Here is a 17825-nt window from a genome sequence, read left to right as displayed (position 1 = left end):
CCGTGATCCTACCGCCATCGCCCGATTCGTCATTTAGTCCGGCCGAATGCAGGGCACAGATCAGGCTGATCCCACCCGACTTTAAAATGCCAGGTCGAAACCCAGCCGCACGCTGCGCGGTTGGAGCGGAGTGATCTGATCCTGCGTACGGATCAGGAACGGTGAGCCCAAAGCGAAGCGATTGCCGCGCGTGTCGAGCAGGTTGGTGAGCGACAGGCTGATGCCGCGCCGGTCGTTGCCGATCCGCGCATCCACGCCGGTATCCACATAATTGCCCTGCGGACGCCCCAGAATCCCCCCGATGCCGAGCACCGATTTGCCGATGTAGCGGGAAAACCCGTTTACCTCGAACCGATTTCCGGCGCGCAACGGCGTCATATAAGTGAAACCTAGCCGTCCACTTATATCGGCAACGTTGGGCAACCGGCTCTGGTCGATCGTGCTGGCGACCTGGGCGACCGTGCCCCCGGCCTGGGTGCCCGTACCCGGTGCCAGCGTAATCGCGCTGTTGGCAACCAACGTCACTGCGCTGGCGGAAGGGCTGACGATGCGGCTGTCATTCCAGTACACCGCGCCTTCCAGCGAAAAGTGCGACGTCGGGTGCCATTTCGCACTCCAGCCGATCGACAGCACGCGCCCGTTGCCGATGTTAACCGTGGTTGGAAAGCCGAAACCGTCGATGACGTCCGCCTGGATATCGCGCCAGTCCGACCATGATGCGGTCAGGCTTGTCTCCAGCGTGCGCGTTCCCAGCCGCGCGCCGCCTTCTGCCGTCTGGACGCGATCGCCATTGAAACGCTGAATGAAATTCTGCCGCACCGCGATCCCGCCGGGGCGGAAACCCTGCTGATAGCGCGCGAACACGGTCCAGGCGCGATTGGCGCGATACGCGAGCGCGACCGAGGGCAGGAAGCGCGTCTCGGTCCGGCTGCTGCTCGCGTTTGAATCGAAACGCAGCGCGATCGCGTCGGCCACGTCCTGGGCTTTACCCGACAGGGTCGAGCGCGTTGCCCGCCCGCCCGCAGTCAAGGTCAGCCGGTCGATGAGTTCGACCGTACCCTCGCCATAGAGCGTCACTTCATCGACCTGGTTGCGCACGCCGGTCAGCGCGAACTGGACAAGGTGATCGTCGCCGTCGAGCCCCCGTTTGACGAGCGCGGTGTTGTGCAGCACGCTCAGTCCGACCACCCAGCCGGTCCCGTCCGCGCCGCGCCGCGCCAGCCGCGTCTCGGCGGTCAGCATCTTCACCCGATTGTCCTGGCTGTAAGCACCGCTTGCCGCATTCGCCTTCGGCTGTACGTCCGGCAGCGCGGGATCGTTGAGCGTCGGGCCCTCGAACACTTCGAGCACATGTTGCCCCGAATAGCCGAGCGACGTGGTCAGCTCGATCGGTCCCCACGTCTTGCGCGCGACGAGATCGACCAGCCAATAATCATTGCGGAAGGGCTGCGCGATCGCGCTCGCGCGGGTCAGGTTGGATCCGCCGCGATCGGCATATTGGCTGTCGTCGCCATGGATGCGCTGGCCGAGCCCGGTCAGGTCGATCGACCAGCCGCCGCCGGGCTCGTAGCGCAGCGCCGCCCTGCCGCCGACGGTGTGAACCTTGTTGACGTCGTCGAGCTTGCGCTCGACATCGTCGATATAGCCGCCGTCATAATTGCCGAACGCCAACGCGCGCAGCGCGAGCTTGCCCTCGACCAGCGGCACGTTGACGATCGCGCCGCCGTCCATGCCGGGGCTGCCATGCTGGACCCATTGCCCGCCACCCCAGATCTGGCCGGAAGCATCGTACAGATCGGGCGCGCGCGGCACCACGCGCACCACCCCGCCGAGCGAACCGGCTCCGTAGAGCGTGCCCTGCGGCCCCTCCAGCACCTCGATGCTGCGCACGTCATACAGGCGCAAGCTGGGGTCCGGCGCGCTGTAGGTGATGCGGCTGTTGCCCCAATATTGCCCGACGGTTGCCTGGGTCGGTCCGACGAAGCTCGAATCGGCGATGCCGCGAATGAACAATTTGTTGCGCCCCGGCCCGAGATGCGTCGAACTGACGCTGGCCGCGCGCATCTCGATCGCGTCCGAACCGCGTGCGCTCTCGGCGATGCTCAGCGCGCGGCCGTCGACCACCTGCGCGCCGCCGGGATAGCTGGCGAGCGGGATCGCGCGCTTGGTGGCGGTCACGACGATGTCCTCGTCGGGAGCGTCAGGGGACGGGGGCGAGGGCTTGGCCGGGCGCCGGCGTTCCGTGGCCAATCTGCGAGGCGGCGCGGAGGTCGCAGGCTCGATCGAGAAGCTGTCCGGCGCGACCTGTCGCGCCCAGGCACCGGTGTCGAGCAGCATCCGCGACAGCGCCTCGGCGGGGGTGAAATGGCCCCGCACCGCATGCGCCTTCAGCGTGGCCAGCCGCATGTCGCGAAAGCCAATGCTGACATGGGCCTGCTGGCCCAGCACACGGATCGAAGCGGCAAGCGGCCCGGCCGACACGCGTATGTCGCTCGCCGCGCTCTGCGCGGAGGCAGGAACGGCGACGAGCACTGCGCTGAACGGCAGGAGCCTAGCGAGCGGTGCCATCGCGGGAAACCATCCTCCAGCCTACGCCATCCTTGACGAAGCGCACGCCGAGCAGCGGCCCGGTCTTCGCCAGCACCGCGTCGGGCGTCCCCGTGATCGCCAGTGTACCCGTGAAGCGCTGCGCTCTCGCGTCTTCCCCGACCCGCACCGGTTCGCCGAGGTTGCGCGCCAGATCGGTCGCGATCTGAGCGAGCGGCGCGGCGGTATAGTGCAGGAAGCCCGCATTCCACGATCCCACCGTCTCGGGGTCGGTGGCGCGCAGCACCGGTTCAGCGCCGTCGGCGGCGCTCGACAGGGCTTTGCCGGCGTCCAGTCGGATGTCGCGTGCGCCCGCATGGTACAGCACCGCGCCCTGCGCGACCGCTACGTCGAGCGCCGCGCCCGCCGCGATCACGTTGAACACCGTGCCGGCATCGACCAACCGCGCCGCGCCGGCGCGAACGACGAAGGGGTGCGCCGCATCATGCCTGATCTGGAACAGCGCCTCACCGCCGAGCAACTCGGCTTCGCGCGTGCCGATCTTGATATGGGTCGCGCCGTTCAACACGACGCTCGATCCGTCCGCAAGCGCGAGCGTTCGGCGCTCTCCGGCGGCGGTTGTGACATCCTGCCCGTTGCCGCCGAGCGTGAGCCAGCCACCCACGCCCGCGAGCAGCGCGACCGCGACCGCAAGCGCACCGCCACCCCGACGCAGCAGGCGCGCGCGCGTTCGCCTGTCCTGCGCGACCCGGGCAAATGCGATCGGGCGCGGTTGCGGCGACGCGAACAACGAGTCCGCCCACGCCTCGTCGTCGATCGCTTCATTGTACGCCACGACATGCGCAGGGTCCTCGGCGAGCCAATCCGTCAGACCGTCCCAGTCGCTAAACGCGGGATCGCTGACGCGGATTGCCCAGCCGCGCGCAACATCAGCGATGACCCCCGGTGCGTCCATTACCGTCCCCTTGCGTCGAAGACGGAATCGTGTCGATCATTCCGCATCGAATTTCGCCCTCAACTGCGCCAAGGCGCGATACGCCTTGTGCAGATCCTTTTCGACCGAGCTGAGGCTGAGGCCGAATTCGCGCGCGATCGCCGCCTGCCCCATGCCCTCGAGCCGATATTTCCGGAAGATCTCGGCGACGCGCGGGCCCAGCGCCGCAAGCACCTGTTCCGCCTCCTGCAACCGTTCGCGCGCGATCAGCGCGCGCTCGCCGGGTTGCTCGTCATAATCGATTGCGCTCGCGTCGTGCCAGTCGCGCTGGCGTCGTGCCCGGCTGACATGGCTGCGCTGATGATCGCGCATGACATTCTCGGCTGCGCGGAACAGATAGGAAAGCGGATCACCGATCGGTTCGTGTCGGGCGCTCGTGATTCGCTGCCAAAGGTCCTGGAGCACGTCTTCGGCATCCTCGCCGGCACCACGTACCGCGAGGAAGCGGAGCAACTTCGCGCGTTCGCTGAGGAACACGCGCTGCAACCCGTCAATGGCCGGTGCGATCGTCATGGCGGGCGCAAAAGCACTCCTGAAGCGGCGTGCCAAGCCCCCTTTGGCGACACCGGAGACCCTCGCGCGGCGCGCGAAGTGACCCTCGATATACGGATGGGGCGGTGCCCACGCCAGTGTCACTGCGCGCTTTCCATAGGCGCACCCGCCGCCACATCGCGCGCGCGGGCGAAAGCGGAGCGGAACGGGACGGTCGTTCCGCGGGGTGGCGATGGCGACACGCCGAAGGGCGCGGGCCGCAGCGCCGGGACCGAGCCGAGATAGGAAAGCGGATCGACCGCCACCCCGCCCAGCAGATATTCGAAATGGAGGTGGCTACCGGTCGATCGCCCGGTCGACCCCATCAGGCCGAGGATCGTGCCCCGATCGACCACCGTGCCCGCCGACACCATCAGCCGCTCCATGTGGCCATAGCGGGTCCGCGAGCCATCGGGATGGGCGATCTCGACGAAACCGCCATAGCCGCCGCGCGGGCCGGAAAAGCGGACCACACCGGCGGCGGCGGCGAGGATCGGCGTCCCGGCGGGACCGGCCAGGTCGATGCCGCGGTGCATCGCCGTGGTGCCGAGAAAGGGATCGACCCGGCTGCCGAAGCTCGACGAGAGGCGGATGACCCGTGCTGTCTCATGGCCGCGCGGCCGCCCGGTTGCGGATCCCGCCAGCATGGCGAACATCAGGAACAGGATCGTTTTCCGCATACAGCGAGGACGGATTCGCCACACACATCCCGTAGCCCAAAAATTTTTCCCGACCGGTTACGGCTTTTTTCGAGCGGCCCCGTCTTCCTCGCAGATCAACCACCCGCAGGGGACACCAGCGTTTATGAACACGATCGAACGCCGCATGCTCGATATGCTCAAAAAGGGCCGCGATGAATTCGGCGTCGTTGCCGTCAAGGCGGAATTCGAAGCGGAAGGCACCCGCCCCGACGAATTCCTGCGCCTGCTCGAGCTCATCCGACGTGCCGACTTGAAGGTGGCGCTTAAGATCGGCGGCTGCGAGGCGATCTCGGACCTGTACGCTTCACGCCTGTACGGCATCGATCACATCATCGCGCCGATGGTGGAGACGCCGTACGCGCTCTCCAAATTCGCCGATGCGCGCGACAAGGTGTACGGCGCTGGCCACGAGGGCACGGAGTTCCTGTTCAACCTCGAAACCGGCGCGACGCTGGCGGTGCTCGACGAGATGCTGCCGATCGCGCGCGCGCGGCTTGACGGCATCGTGTTCGGCCGGGTCGACTTCACCTTGTCGAAAGGCATGCCGCGCGGCGAGATCAACCATCGCAAAATCACCCATGCTGTGCTGATCGCGGCCCAGGCCTGTCTGGCCAACGACCTCGATCTCGTCGTCGGTGGATCGGTCGCGATTGAGGCGATGGACGCGCTGCGCGAGATCCGCAGCGTCAAGCTGACCCGATTCGAAACGCGCAAGGTGATTTTCGACGGCAGCATGGCCGAATCCGCGCGGTTTGAGGAAGCCATCGGCAATGCGGTCGCGTTCGAGCTGGCGTGGCTCGAGAACAAGCGCGACTATTACGAGAGCATCGCGCGGGAGGATCAGGCACGGATCGCAATGATGCGCGAGCGAGTCGCCGTCGCCGCCAAGCCCCGGCTGGCCAGCGTCGCCGCCTGAGGCAAGCCCGTGCAATTGCAGACCCCCGTCGCCGCGCTGATGCGCGAAGTCGCCGCGCGCGAGATCCTGCCCCGGTTCCGGGCGTTGCTCGCGCACGACATTGTCGAGAAGAGCCCTGGCGAGATCGTCACCCGCGCCGACCGCGAAGCGGAATTGCGGCTGCGCGACGGGCTCGACCAGCTCGCGCTCGGCGCGCGGGTGATCGGTGAGGAGGCTGCCGCCGAGGACCCCGCCCTGCTCGACGATGCCGGCCGGGGTCTGGTGTGGCTGGTTGATCCGCTCGACGGGACGAGCAACTTCGCGGCGGGCCATGCGCCGTTCGGGGTGATGGTCGCGCTCATCGCGGACGGCGTGCCGATCGAAAGCTGGATGCTCGATCCGGTCACCGGGCGTCTGTGCCACGCCGTACGCGACAAGGGCGCGACGATCGACGGGACGGCGGTGCGCATCAGCGCGGCGCGCCGCACCCGCCCGATCGCCGCCCTCGCCACGCAGTTCATGCCAGAGATTCGCCGCTCCCGTGTCCATGCCCGTGCCGAGCGGCATTTCGATGTTGTGCCGATCCCACGCTGCGCCGCCGAAAGCTATCCGCGGCTGGTACGGGGGCAGGACGACATCGCGCTGTTCCAACGCATCCTGCCGTGGGATCACGCGCCCGGCGTGCTGTTCCTGCAGGAAGCCGGCGGCTTCGCGGCACATTGGGATGGCCAGCCCTATCGCGTTGGCGCGGACTCGTCGGGCTTGCTCGTGGCGGGCACCGAACACCTTTGGCAGACGGCGGCGAAATCGTTCCTGAGCGCGGCCGCCCCGCTCCATCTTGCGGAAGCGATCGCAGCATGACATCCCCGAAGCGGCGCTTTCCCGCGCGCGCGCTCATTCCGGCGCTGGCGCTGCTGGCCGTACCCGGCACCGCCCGAGCGCAATTGAGTTCGCCCGTCGGAGACCAGGCGCAAGGCGCATCGGGCGCGGCCAAAACGGCGTCCCCCAGCGTCGCGGTGCCGCAGACCAGCGTCGCGCAATTCCAGCCCGCCGTCATCGAGGCTCCCGCGTCGACGGCCCAAACTGACCCGTCCGCGCCACCGAAAGATGAGGCCGCGCCGATCACGATGGCCAAGCCGGTGCGGCCGAGCGAGTTCGAAACCTATGTCTCCGATCTTGCAGGCAAACCGCTGCACCGCTTCGGCGCAGAATTGCTGACGCCCGAAGCTGGCACCTTCGCCGCGCCGCCGAGCGTGGCGGTGCCGGGCGATTACCGGCTAAACCCGGGCGACCAGTTGCAGCTCGGCCTGACCGGATCGGTTCAGGCGGCGCTGCGGCTGACGGTCGACAATGAGGGCCGCATCTTCGTGCCGCGCGTTGGGGCAATCACGGTCGGCGGTACGCGCTATGCCGATCTGCACGATGTCATCGCGCGCGAAGTGTCGCGGCAATATCGCCAGTTCAACCTCGACGTAACGGTTGCGCGGCTGCGCGGCATCACCGTTTACGTCACCGGCTTCGCGCGGCGGCCGGGTTCGATCACGGTCAGCAGCCTTTCGACGCTGGTCAGCGCGGTGATGGCGGCGGGCGGGCCGAGCGCAGGGGGCAGTTTCCGCTCGCTCCAGTTGCGACGTGGCGGCAAGCTCGTCTCCGATTTCGATCTCTACGATCTGCTCTTGAAGGGCGACAAGACCGGCGACGCGACGCTGGAAAATGGCGACGTCATCTATGTCGCGCCGGCCGGCGATCAGGTCGCGGTGCTGGGGAGCGTCAATCAGGAAGCAATCTTCGAACTGGCACCTAACCAGACGATCAGCGACGCGATCGCCTATGCCGGCGGCACCAGTACCGTCGCGGATCAGGCGCGCTTGCTGGTACTCGATACGCTCGGCCAAAAGCCGGGCTGGCAGCAGCTCAGCGCCGATCAGGCACGCAGCACGATCGTGCGGCGCGGCGCGGTGGTTCGCGTGCTGTCCGACCTTGGCATCGAACGCCCGCTCGGCACACAGCCGGTGCTGATCACGATCAGCGGCGAAGTCGCCAAACCGGGCCGCTATTACGTTAAGCCCGGCACTAGGCTCGCCGATGTCGTGGCGCAGGCAGGCGGTCTGAGCGCCGATGCCTTCCCCTATGCGAGCGTCATCACGCGCGAGAGCGTCAAGGCCCAGCAGCGACAAAGCTTCGATCGCGCAGTGAAGGACATGGAGTTGCTGCTGACCACGCAGCCGCTCGTCTCGGTCAACCGCGCGCAGATGAGCTCTGCGAGCAGCCTGTCGATGATCCATTCGGTGGTCGACCAGATGCGCAAGCGCGAGCCGACCGGCCGCCTCGTATTCGATCTGCCGGTGAACGCCACCGCGCTGCCCGGCGACGTGATCGTGGAGAACAGCGATTCGGTGTTCGTGCCGCCCCGGCCGGTCACGATCGGCGTGTTCGGCTCGGTCCCGAGCCCCGCGTCCTTCGCGTACCATGACGGCATGTCGATCGGCGATTTCGTGAAGTCGGCAGGCGGCATCCAGAAGCTTGGCGACAAGAATGGGGTGTTCGTGGTGCGCGCCAACGGCACGGTCGTGGCGGGCGGCCGCCGTGTGCTGAAGGCACCGGCGCTGCCCGGCGATCTGATCTTCGTGCCGGTCGATGCTGCGCGCGGCGAATTCTGGGCGCGGCTGCGCGACATTACCGGATCGTTGTTCAGCCCGTTGATCAGCGCTGCCACCATCGCGAACGCCGTCAATTGAGCGCGCTCGTCACGCTCCGGCGCGCGATCGCCGATCGCCGTATCCGGCGTCGGATCTACGCGGCGTCGATGGCCGCTCTAGGCCTGCTGTGCGTCTTCCCGACGCCATATGTAGCGCGTGCGCAGATCGTCCCGCAGGACAGCGCCAGCATCGGGTTGAGCTCGATGATGAATGCGCTAGGCGGGCAGTTGCAGGGTTTCGCATCGCTGCTCGGCGGGGCGAAGCAGCCCGTCGACCTGTATCTGGCAGTCGCGCGCAGCAACGAGGTGGCGATCACCGTGATTGCTCGGCTCAAGCTGGCCGGGCCGGACGGCTTCGGCTCCGAGGCGGCGGCGCGCCGTGCACTCGCCCGGCTGGTCGATGTGCATTCGCTGACCGGGGGAGTGCTCGAGATCGAAGCGCGCACGCATGATCCGGTCGAGGCGGAACGGCTGACGCAGGCCTATGTCACTGCCGTCACCGAGCGGCTCAACGCGCTCGGGCACGAGCGTGTCGTGCGCAAGCGCACCATCGTGCAGGCCCGCTACCGCGAGGCGGCCGATCAGGTCACCCGCGCCGAAGCAGCGCTGAAGGGGTTCCGCCGTCAGAACAATCTTGCCGAACCCGAGGCTCAATTGGGCGCTGAACTGTCGCTGCGCGCCGGGTTGCAGGCGCAGTTGCAAGCCAAGCGGGTTGAACTGCGGACGCTTCAGCAGTTCCAGGGCAGCGACAACCCACAACTGCAGGCGGTCCAATCGGAGATCGCCTCGCTGCAAAGCCAGATCGCCAGTTCGGCCGCGCCCGCGACCGGTGCCGCCGGACCCAATGTCGCCGGGCTGTCGGAGACGTCGGGACGGTATTTCGATCTGTTCCGCAACTACAAGTTCGCGCAGGCGCTGTATGAGGTCTATGCGCGCTCGTCCGAGGAAGTCGCGGTCGAGGCGCTCGCCGCCGAAACCGCCTCGGACGCACAGATCATCGAGCAGCCGCGCCTGGATGCCGATCGCAAGTACAACATTTCGGCGGTGGCGCTGCTCGCTTTGGTGTTCGGCCTCGCGCTGTTCACCGAGTTTTATGCACCCGCGACCGGCATCCGTCTGCGTTGGCTCGAACCCGAGCCGATCGCATGACCGCAGCGGAACGGCCACCCGAGCTATCGATCGTCATCCCGTGCTTCAACGAGGAGGAGAACGTCCGTGCGATCTGCGCGGCGGTCACCGCTGAGGCGGAGCGGCATGTCGCGAGCCACGAGATCATCTTCATCGACAATCGCTCGACCGATGCGACCCGCGATATTCTGCGCGAAATGTGCGCCGAGGACGGGCGGGTGCGGGCGATCTTCAACACCCGCAATTACGGCCAGATGCGCTCGCCGACGCACGGCATCTATCAGGCGACGGGCGAAGCGGTGATCGGCATGTGCGCCGATTTTCAGGACCCGCCCGCGCTGATCGGCGAATTGGTGCGGCTGTGGCGCGGCGGCGCGAAAATCGTGCTGGGACAGCGTCGCTCGGAGCAGACTGGGCCGTTGCTCGGGCTGATCCGCAAGACCGGCTATACGATGCTGGCGCAGGTCGCCGATTATCCGATCATCCCCAACGCAACCGGTTTCGGACTGTTCGACCGTGTCGTGGTCGACGAACTGGCGCGGTGGCACGAGCCTGAGCCGTTCTTTCGCGGCATGGTGGTGGAGACCGGCTATCCGATCGCGTTGGTCCCGTTCGATCGCCCGCCACGCGCCGCCGGAGAGACCAAGAACGGCCCTGCCGCCTTGCTCGCCTTCGCCTTGTCGGGGTTGGCGGGTTCGGCGAAGACGCTGCTGCGCGCACCGATGCTGCTGGCGGTAGCGATCGCGGTTCTCGCGGTGATCGCCTTTGCTGCGGCGCTGGTCGCTATACTGCTCGGCGGACCGGCGCTGGTGCTCGCCGCACTCGGGCTGGCGCTGGCAATGTTCGCCGTGCTGCTACTGTTCCTGGGCCTGATCGGCGATCAGGTGCGGCTGATCGCCGAGCGATCGCGCGGCGCGCCGCTGGTGATCGAAGAAGCGCGCCTCAATTTCCCGCCGCGCGAGGAGCGGGTGTGATCGCGCGCGGGCGCTGGCCGTTCGTCGAATATGCGCTGATGCTCGCCGTGCTGGCGAGCGTCGGGCGGATGGCGATGTTTTTCCACGCCAATCACTATCTGCCCGCGCCGTTCGTGTTCGATACCAACGATACCTTCATGGACTGGTTCAACACCGCCTTCTGGGCGAACCGGCCGGGTGCCTATGACGTGTGGCGCAGCATCTATCCGCCGCTGTCGTTCGTGTTTCTCGATCTCGCGAGCTTGCCCGGCTGCTACCGCGATTCCCCATTCCATGCGCGGGATTGCGACTGGGTGGGACGTTCGGCGATCGGCGCGCTCTACTTGATTGATGTGATCCTGCTGTGGATCGCCTTCCGACGCAACGACCGGCGCACCGCGATTCCGCGCACCGCCGCCTTCGCGGTCGGCCTGCCGCTGCTCTACACGCTGGAGCGCGGGAACCTCATTCTCGCTGGTTTCGCTGCGTTTATCGTCGCTTATGGCCCGGTCACGCGCTCGCCGCTTGCGCGCGCGGTCGCGAATGCGGTGGCGATCAACTTCAAGCCGTATCTGGTGCTCGGTGCCTTCGCCCACGCCGTGCGGCGTGAGTGGCGGCCGCTCGAATATGCCGGCTTCGCGACGGTAGCGCTGTATCTGGTCACGCTGGCACTGGTCGGGGCGGGAACGCCGGCCGAGATCGTCGCCAACACCGCCAATTGGGTGACTTTCCAGACCGGGCAGGTGTGGGGCGAGATTGCCTATTCGACCAGCTATGCGCCGCTGCTGCTGGTCCGCGCCTCGCAAATGCCGGTGCTCGATTTCGTGCCGTCGCGCCTGATCGAGGGGATTGAGGTGGCGGTGCCGATCGTGATCCGCTCGACCCAGGCGGTGGCGGCGCTGTGCCTCGCGGCGGCATGGCTGCAACCGGGCGCGCTCGAGCGGGGCAGACTCGCGGCGATCCTGCTCGGCACCTATTTCGTCACCCAGTCGCCCGGTGGCTATACCCAGACCTTCTTGCTGTTTCTGGTGTTCCTCGAGCGCGGGCGGGGGATCGGCCCGACCATTGCGATCATGTGTGCCTACGCGCTCAGCCTCGTGTTCGAATGGCCGCTGTCGACGATCATGGAGGTGCCGGGGACGAGCTGGCTGGGCGGCACCACGGTGTTGCCCAGGCTGGGCCTCGCGCTCGGCCACTTTATCCGGCCGGGCCTGATCGCCGCGATCGTGTGGGCGCTCGCCCTCGACGGGCTGGCGCAGGTGGTGCGCGCGCACCGCGACACGCGACCGTCGCTGGGGCTCGCAGTCGCATGATCCCGCAGAGCGATCTTCTCGCGATGGATGCTGCGATGGCCCCGCTGTGGCCCCGACTGGAGGGAGCGCGGATCTTCATGACCGGTGGCACCGGTTTCATCGGCCGGTGGATGCTGGCGGCGCTCGCGCGCGCGCCGGTGTCGGTGACGGTAACGCTGCTGACGCGCGACCCCGCCGCCTTCGCGCGGCGCGAACCCGATCTGGCGCGGCGCTTCGCCTTGGTGGCTGGTGATATCACGCGCTTCGTGCCGCCGCAGGGTGCCTTCACGCATGTCATCCACGGCGCGACCGACGCCAGCGCCGCGCTGCGCGACAGCGACCCGCGCCGGATGTTCGACACGATCCTAGGGGGCACCCGCGCCGCACTCGATGTCGCGGTCGATCGCGGTGCGCGCTTCGTCTTCATGAGCTCGGGCGCGGTCTATGGCGTGCAGCCGTGGGACCTCGCCCACGTCGGCGAGGATTGGATGGGCGGCCCCGATCCGCTCGATCCACGCTCCTCCTATGCCGAGGGCAAGCGCGCGGCGGAGACGCTCTGCGCGATCTACCGCAGCCAATTCGGGCTCGATACGGTCAGCGCGCGAATCTTTGCTTTGCTCGGCCCGTTGCTGTCGCTCGATACGCATTTCGCCGCCGGCAATTTCATTCGCGATGCGATGGCTGGCCGGATCGTGCGCGTCGAGGGTTCGGGGCAGGCCGTGCGATCGTATCTCTACGCCGCCGATCTGGCGATATGGATGTGGACGCTCACCCTCACGGGCACGCCGGGCGCGAGCTACAATGTCGGCTCCGAGGAAGCGGTGTCGATCGCCGATCTCGCCCACCGCACCGCTGCGGTGCTCGGCGGCCCAGGCGTCGAGATCCTGGGCCGCCCCGATCCCGGCTGGAACCCAGGCCGCTACGTTCCCGCAACCGCGCGCATTCGCCGCGACCTTGGCGTCGCCGCCACTGTCGACCTCGACACGGCGATCCGCCGCACCGCCGCTTCACATGGATGGACCGCATGACCACGATCAAGCTTTCGATTTGGCTCGCCGACTGGCTGGCCGACAATGGCATCACCGATGTCTTCATGCTGACCGGCGGTGGCGCGATGCATCTCAACCATGCGATCGGCACGAATCCACGGCTGACGACGACCTTCACCCACCACGAACAGGCGCTGTCGATCGCGGCGGAGGCCTATGCGCGGCTCACCAACCGCCCGGCGCTGGTCAACGTCACGTCGGGGCCGGGCGGCACCAACGCCATCACCGGCGTCTATGGCGCATTTGTCGACTCGATCCCGATGCTGGTCATTTCCGGCCAGGTGAAGACCGAGACGACGGTGCGCGCGACCGGCCTCGCGCTGCGCCAATTCGGTGATCAGGAGCTCGATATCGAGGAGCTGGTCCGGCCAATCACCAAATATGCGACGATGGTGACCGATCCGCAGTCGATCCGCCACCATCTCGAAAAGGCGCTGTACCTCGCCACGCACGGCCGACCGGGCCCGGTCTGGCTCGACATTCCGCTCGACGTGCAGGCGGCGATGATCGACCCCGCTACGCTCCCGGGCTTCGATGCGGACGAACGTCTTGAGCCGTGGCACGATATCGATCTCGCCGCGACCGCTCGCGAGATCCTCGCGCGGATCGCGCAGGCCGAGCGGCCGGTGGTGTTCGTTGGCAATGGCGTGCGGTTGAGCGGCGCGCATGCCGATTTCGTACGGCTGATCGAGCGGCTCGGCGTGCCGGTGGTGACCGGTTGGAACGCGCATGACGCATTGTGGAACGCGCATCCGCTCTATGCCGGGCGCCCCGGCACAGTGGGCGATCGCGGCGGCAACATGGTGACGCAGAGCGCCGATCTGCTGCTGGTGCTCGGCAGTCGGCTCAACATCCGTCAGGTCAGCTACAATTGGCAGAGTTTCGCGCGCGCGGCGTACAAGATCTGGGTCGATATCGATCCGCTCGAACTCGCCAAGCCGACCGTGCGGCCCGACATGCCGGTGGTCGCCGATCTCGCCGATCTCCTCCCCGCGCTGATCGCAGCGCCCTATGCCGGCCCGACGGAGGCACACCGCAACTGGCTCGCCTGGTCGCGCGAACGCGGCGCGCGTTTCCCGGTGGTGCTGCCCGAATATCGCTATCACGGCCCCGCCAACCATCCCTATGTCGCGATGGAAGCGCTGTTCGAGGCGCTCGACCAGGACGAAATCGTCGTCACGGGCAACGGCAGTGCCTGCGTCGTAAGTTTCCAGACCGCGCGCATCCAGCAGGGCCAGCGGCTGTGGACCAATTCGGGCAGCGCGACGATGGGCTATGATCTGCCCGCCGCGATCGGCGTGTGCGCCGCGACCAAGAATGCGCGCCGCGTGATCTGCATCGCGGGCGACGGCAGCATCATGATGAACCTGCAGGAAATGCAGACCATCGCCGGTTACGGCATGCCGGTGAAGGTGTTCCTCATCAACAACAACGGCTACGTCTCGATCTTCCAGACGCAGCGCAATTTCTTCAACGGCGTCGAGGTCGGCGGCGGGCCGAAGAGCCATGTGACCTTCCCGGATTTCGCCAAGGTCGCCGCCGCCTTCGGTTTCGCCTACCACCGCGCGGACGGGCATAATGATCTCGCCGGAGCGATCGCAGCGACGCTGGCGAGCGACGGCCCGGCGTTTTGCGAAATCATGGTCGATGAGGCGGTGCCCTATGCACCCAAGCTCGGCTCCAAGGCGCATGCCGACGGCCGTATCACCTCGCCGCCGCTTGAGGATTTGTCGCCGTTCCTGCCGCGCGAAGTACTGCGGGAGAACATGGCGATCCCGCTGCTGGAGGAGTCGTGACCCGGGCGGCGGACCGGCGCAGACCGCTCCGTTTTTTGGTGGCGGGCACTGCCAACACCGCGCTCGGCCTGTCGGTCTATCCGCTGTTGCTGTGGGGCGTGCCCGCACTGCACGGGCGCTATCTGCTGGCGCTGGGTATCGCGCAGGCGCTGTCGCTGTGCTTCGCATTCACGACCTACAAAGCGGGGGTGTTCCGCACGCGCGGCAATCTGCTGCGCGAATTCGCGACCTTCGCGAGCTTTTACCTCGTCAATTACGCCGCAAACTGGGCGGCGCTGCCCTTCCTAGTCGAGGTTGCGCGGCTGCCGCCCGTCCCGGCCCAACTCGCCTTCACCGCGATCCTGATTGTCGGAAGCTGGTTCTGGCACAGTCGCGTAACCTTCCGGGGGAGACCGAAATGACGCTTGCGGCGCTGCGTGACCGCGATTGCCCGATCTGCGGGTCGGCCGATGCCCGACCCGAAGTGGTCAGCACCAGACGTGCCGATTATCTGCCGCTCGCCGATCTCACGCCGTTCTGGTTCGGGATCGAGAAGGCGCGGTGTTTCTTCAGCTATCATCGCTGCAGCGGATGCGGCTTGCTCTACAATCCGATCTTCTTCGGCGAGGCGCAATTGGGCGAACTCTACGCGACGATGCCGCCCAACATGAACTCGGTCGACGGCGATGCGATCGCGGCAACGCAGCGCGGCTATTTCGATGCGGTCGCAGCAGCGTGTCCACTCGACGGCGATTATCTCGAGATCGGGCCCGATGTCGGCCATATCGCCGGCGAAGCGGCGCGGCGCGGACGGTTCGACCGCTTCTGGCTGTTCGAGCCGAACCGCGAAGTGCACGACATCTTGTCCGCAGCCGTTTCCGGTCAGCGGGCGCGTGTGTTTGCGGGCATGTCGAATCTCAACGCGGTTCCCGATGGCAGCGTCGGGCTGGCCGTGATGGTACATTTGCTCGACCATCTGCTCGATCCGGTCGGCATGCTCGAGGCCGTCCACCGCAAGCTGCGCCCCGGCGGCACGCTGATGCTGGTGACGCACGACGAACGCTCGCTGCTGCGCCGCGTGCTGGGGCCGCGCTGGCCGGCCTTTTGCTTGCAGCATCCCGAATTGTACAACCCCGCCACGATCCGGCGCGCGGTGACGCAGGCGGGCTTCGCCGACGTGGCGATCACGCGCAGCCGCAATGTCTTCCCGATCGATTTCCTCGCCCGTCAGGCAGGGGCCGCGCTCGGTGTGCGGACGGAGTGGATGCCGCTGCCCAGGCGCGCCATCGGGCTGCGCCTGGGCAACATCATGACGCTCGCGCGCCGTTCAACGGATCAGCCCGCGGCCATGGCCGTCGCGGAGCGGGTCGAAATCTCCGCATAATGCGCAACCTGCCGCTGTGTGACGGCACGGACGTCGGCACCGTCCGCAACCGCCTTGTGCCAGTCGACGATCCAGTCGATCGCTGCGCCGAGCGTGAGCGCCGGGCACCAGCCAAGCGCACCGCGTGCCCGCGAACTGTCGAGCCGCAACAGGCCGGCTTCGTGCGGGATCGGCCCGGTCTCGGCAACGGGGGCTGCGGTTTCGTCCCGCCAGCTCGCGCGCATGCGATCGACGATCCACTGCACGGGACGGGCATCCTCGTCGCCGGGGCCGAAGTTCCAGCCGTCGGCAAAACGCCGCTCGCCGCCGAGCAACCGCGCGCCGACCGCGAGATACCCCGCCAGCGCCTCCAGCACATGCTGCCACGGCCGCACCGATCCGGGCGAGCGGATCACCGGCGCCTGGCCAGCCAGGAACGCGCGCACCAGATCGGGGATCAGCCGGTCCGCCGCCCAGTCGCCGCCGCCGATGACGTTGCCCGCGCGCACCGAAGCGAGCAGTGGCCCGGCCGCGTCGAAATAGGAGGATCGATAGGCGGCGATGACGAGTTCGGCGCAGCCCTTGCTGCTGCTGTACGGATCATGCCCGCCCATCGGATCGTTCTCGCGATATGGCCAGTCCCATTCGCGGTTGGCATAACATTTGTCGCTGGTGACGCAGACGATGCCGGCGACTCCGCCAACCTGCCGTGCCGCCTCGAGCAGATGGACGGTGCCCATCACGTTGGCGGCATAGGTTTCGACCGGGCTTTCGTACGACAGACGCACCAGCGGCTGCGCCGCGAGATGAAAGATCATCTCTGGACGGGCGGCAGCGACGACGCGCCGGAGCGCATCCAGATCGCGGATATCGCCCTGGACGTGCGTTACCAGGTCCTGGATACGCGCGCTCGCGAAGATGCTCGGCTCAGTGGGTGGCGGCAGCGCGAAGCCCGTCACCTCGGCACCCATCGCATGCAGCCACAGCGCCAGCCAGCTGCCCTTGAAGCCGGTATGCCCGGTGACGAGTACGCGGCGGCCGCGCCAGGCGGGGTTCACCAGCGCTTCCACGGTGCCGCCCCCGATTGCCAGAGCGCATCGAGGTGCAGCTTGTCGCGCAACGTATCCATCGGGTGCCAAAAGCCATGATGGCGATAGCCGCGCAATTCGCCCTGCTCGGCGAGCCGCTGGAGCGGTTCGGCTTCCCAGATCGTGTCGGGGCCGGCGATCAGGTCGAGTACGCTCGGATCGGCGACGAAGAAGCCGCCGTTGATAAGGCCACCATCCCCCGCCGGCTTCTCACGGAACGCCGTTACCGCGTCGCCGGCGAATTCCAGCGCGCCGAACCGGCCCGGCGGGGCGACCGAGGTGATCGTCGCGCGCATATTGTGGCTTTTGTGAAAGCGGACGAGATCGGCGATGTCGATGTCGGCCACGCCGTCACCATAAGTGAAGCAGAACGGCGCGTCGGGATCGAGATACGGCCGGATCGCCTTCAACCGCCCGCCGGTCATCGTCTCGGCACCGGTATCGACCAGCGTGATGCGCCACGGCTCGCTCCGCGAGCTGTGGACTTCGATGCCGTTGCCGCCGCGCAGATCGATCGTCACGTCGGACGTATGCAGGAAGTAGTTCGCGAAATACTCCTTGATGACATAGCCCTTGTAGCCGAGGCACACGATGAAATCGTTGAGCCCGGCCGCCGCGTAGATCTTCATGATGTGCCACAGGATCGGCATGCCGCCGATCTCGACCATCGGTTTGGGCCGGATCGCGGTTTCCTCGCCGAGCCGGCTGCCGAGGCCGCCGGCCAAAATCACGGTCTGCATCATTCCTCCAGAAAAGTACCAGTCGCATGATGACGGAAACACCCCGCCGTCCCCGTAAAGGATTACCGCGT

Annotated in this window: 16 protein-coding genes; 10 read left to right on the top strand and 6 right to left on the bottom strand. The window is 67.1% G+C overall.

Annotated elements, in window-relative coordinates; genetic code table 11:
• Positions 1-81: 81 nt before the first annotated feature.
• The 4 genes from H4W01_RS07230 to H4W01_RS07215 form a co-directional block, all read right to left on the bottom strand.
• Positions 82-2568, bottom strand: coding sequence for a TonB-dependent receptor (locus H4W01_RS07230; RefSeq protein ID WP_209610474.1), 2487 nt, complete (start codon positions 2566-2568; stop codon positions 82-84).
• Complete coding sequence (locus H4W01_RS07225; protein ID WP_209610473.1) at positions 2552-3502, bottom strand: FecR family protein; 951 nt, start codon at positions 3500-3502, stop codon at positions 2552-2554. Before H4W01_RS07225 ends, H4W01_RS07230 begins: the two co-directional genes overlap by 17 nt.
• Positions 3503-3538: 36 nt before the next feature.
• Positions 3539-4054, bottom strand: coding sequence for an RNA polymerase sigma factor (locus H4W01_RS07220; RefSeq protein WP_209610472.1), 516 nt, complete (start codon positions 4052-4054; stop codon positions 3539-3541).
• Positions 4055-4173: 119 nt separating this feature from the next.
• Positions 4174-4752 (bottom strand): M23 family metallopeptidase, encoded by a 579-nt coding sequence (locus H4W01_RS07215; RefSeq protein ID WP_209610471.1) that lies wholly within the window; start codon positions 4750-4752, stop codon positions 4174-4176.
• Positions 4753-4876: 124 nt separating this feature from the next.
• Here H4W01_RS07215 and H4W01_RS07210 point away from each other — a divergent pair, with 124 nt between their 5' ends.
• From H4W01_RS07210 to H4W01_RS07165, 10 genes are read left to right on the top strand one after another with little or no spacing between them, the layout of a single operon-like run.
• A complete protein-coding gene (locus H4W01_RS07210) occupies positions 4877-5689 on the top strand; it encodes an aldolase/citrate lyase family protein (RefSeq protein ID WP_334685186.1) in 813 nt (270 codons plus the stop codon).
• A 9-nt stretch (positions 5690-5698) separates the two neighbouring features.
• Positions 5699-6529 carry an inositol monophosphatase family protein gene (locus tag H4W01_RS07205; RefSeq protein WP_334685185.1) on the top strand — a complete coding sequence of 277 codons (831 nt, stop codon included), beginning with the start codon at positions 5699-5701 and terminating at the stop codon, positions 6527-6529.
• Positions 6526-8406: a polysaccharide biosynthesis/export family protein gene (locus tag H4W01_RS07200; RefSeq protein ID WP_209610470.1), complete on the top strand. Its 1881-nt coding sequence runs from the start codon at positions 6526-6528 to the stop codon at positions 8404-8406. Before H4W01_RS07205 ends, H4W01_RS07200 begins: the two co-directional genes overlap by 4 nt.
• Positions 8403-9515: a capsule biosynthesis protein gene (locus H4W01_RS07195; RefSeq protein ID WP_209610469.1), complete on the top strand. Its 1113-nt coding sequence runs from the start codon at positions 8403-8405 to the stop codon at positions 9513-9515. The genes H4W01_RS07200 and H4W01_RS07195 overlap by 4 nt, the downstream gene beginning before the upstream one ends.
• Positions 9512-10468, top strand: a complete 957-nt coding sequence (locus tag H4W01_RS07190; RefSeq protein ID WP_209610468.1) for a glycosyltransferase family 2 protein — start codon at positions 9512-9514, stop codon at positions 10466-10468. The genes H4W01_RS07195 and H4W01_RS07190 overlap by 4 nt, the downstream gene beginning before the upstream one ends.
• Positions 10465-11760, top strand: coding sequence for a hypothetical protein (locus H4W01_RS07185; protein WP_334685184.1), 1296 nt, complete (start codon positions 10465-10467; stop codon positions 11758-11760). Before H4W01_RS07190 ends, H4W01_RS07185 begins: the two co-directional genes overlap by 4 nt.
• Positions 11757-12767 carry an NAD-dependent epimerase/dehydratase family protein gene (locus H4W01_RS07180; protein WP_209610467.1) on the top strand — a complete coding sequence of 337 codons (1011 nt, stop codon included), beginning with the start codon at positions 11757-11759 and terminating at the stop codon, positions 12765-12767. Before H4W01_RS07185 ends, H4W01_RS07180 begins: the two co-directional genes overlap by 4 nt.
• Positions 12764-14584 carry a thiamine pyrophosphate-binding protein gene (locus H4W01_RS07175; protein ID WP_334685183.1) on the top strand — a complete coding sequence of 607 codons (1821 nt, stop codon included), beginning with the start codon at positions 12764-12766 and terminating at the stop codon, positions 14582-14584. The genes H4W01_RS07180 and H4W01_RS07175 overlap by 4 nt, the downstream gene beginning before the upstream one ends.
• The gene (locus tag H4W01_RS07170) at positions 14581-14985 is read left to right on the top strand and encodes a GtrA family protein (protein ID WP_209610465.1); all 405 of its coding nucleotides are present in this window, start codon (positions 14581-14583) and stop codon (positions 14983-14985) included. Before H4W01_RS07175 ends, H4W01_RS07170 begins: the two co-directional genes overlap by 4 nt.
• Positions 14982-15947 (top strand): class I SAM-dependent methyltransferase, encoded by a 966-nt coding sequence (locus H4W01_RS07165; protein WP_209610464.1) that lies wholly within the window; start codon positions 14982-14984, stop codon positions 15945-15947. Before H4W01_RS07170 ends, H4W01_RS07165 begins: the two co-directional genes overlap by 4 nt.
• Here the strand turns inward: H4W01_RS07165 and rfbG are convergent.
• Both rfbG and rfbF read right to left on the bottom strand, forming a co-directional pair.
• Entirely contained in the window at positions 15899-16996 is a 1098-nt protein-coding gene (gene rfbG / locus H4W01_RS07160) for a CDP-glucose 4,6-dehydratase (protein WP_209610463.1), read from the bottom strand. The two genes, H4W01_RS07165 and rfbG, sit on opposite strands and share 49 nt — an antisense overlap.
• A complete protein-coding gene (gene rfbF / locus H4W01_RS07155; protein WP_209610462.1) occupies positions 16981-17754 on the bottom strand; it encodes a glucose-1-phosphate cytidylyltransferase in 774 nt (257 codons plus the stop codon). The genes rfbG and rfbF overlap by 16 nt, the downstream gene beginning before the upstream one ends.
• Positions 17755-17825 lie beyond the last annotated feature (71 nt).

Source organism: Sphingomonas sp. PL20, assembly GCF_017875905.1.
GTDB lineage: Bacteria > Pseudomonadota > Alphaproteobacteria > Sphingomonadales > Sphingomonadaceae > Sphingomonas > Sphingomonas echinoides.
The sequence above is the reverse complement of the archived record's forward strand: the minus strand, read 5'-3'. Positions and strand labels throughout refer to the sequence as shown.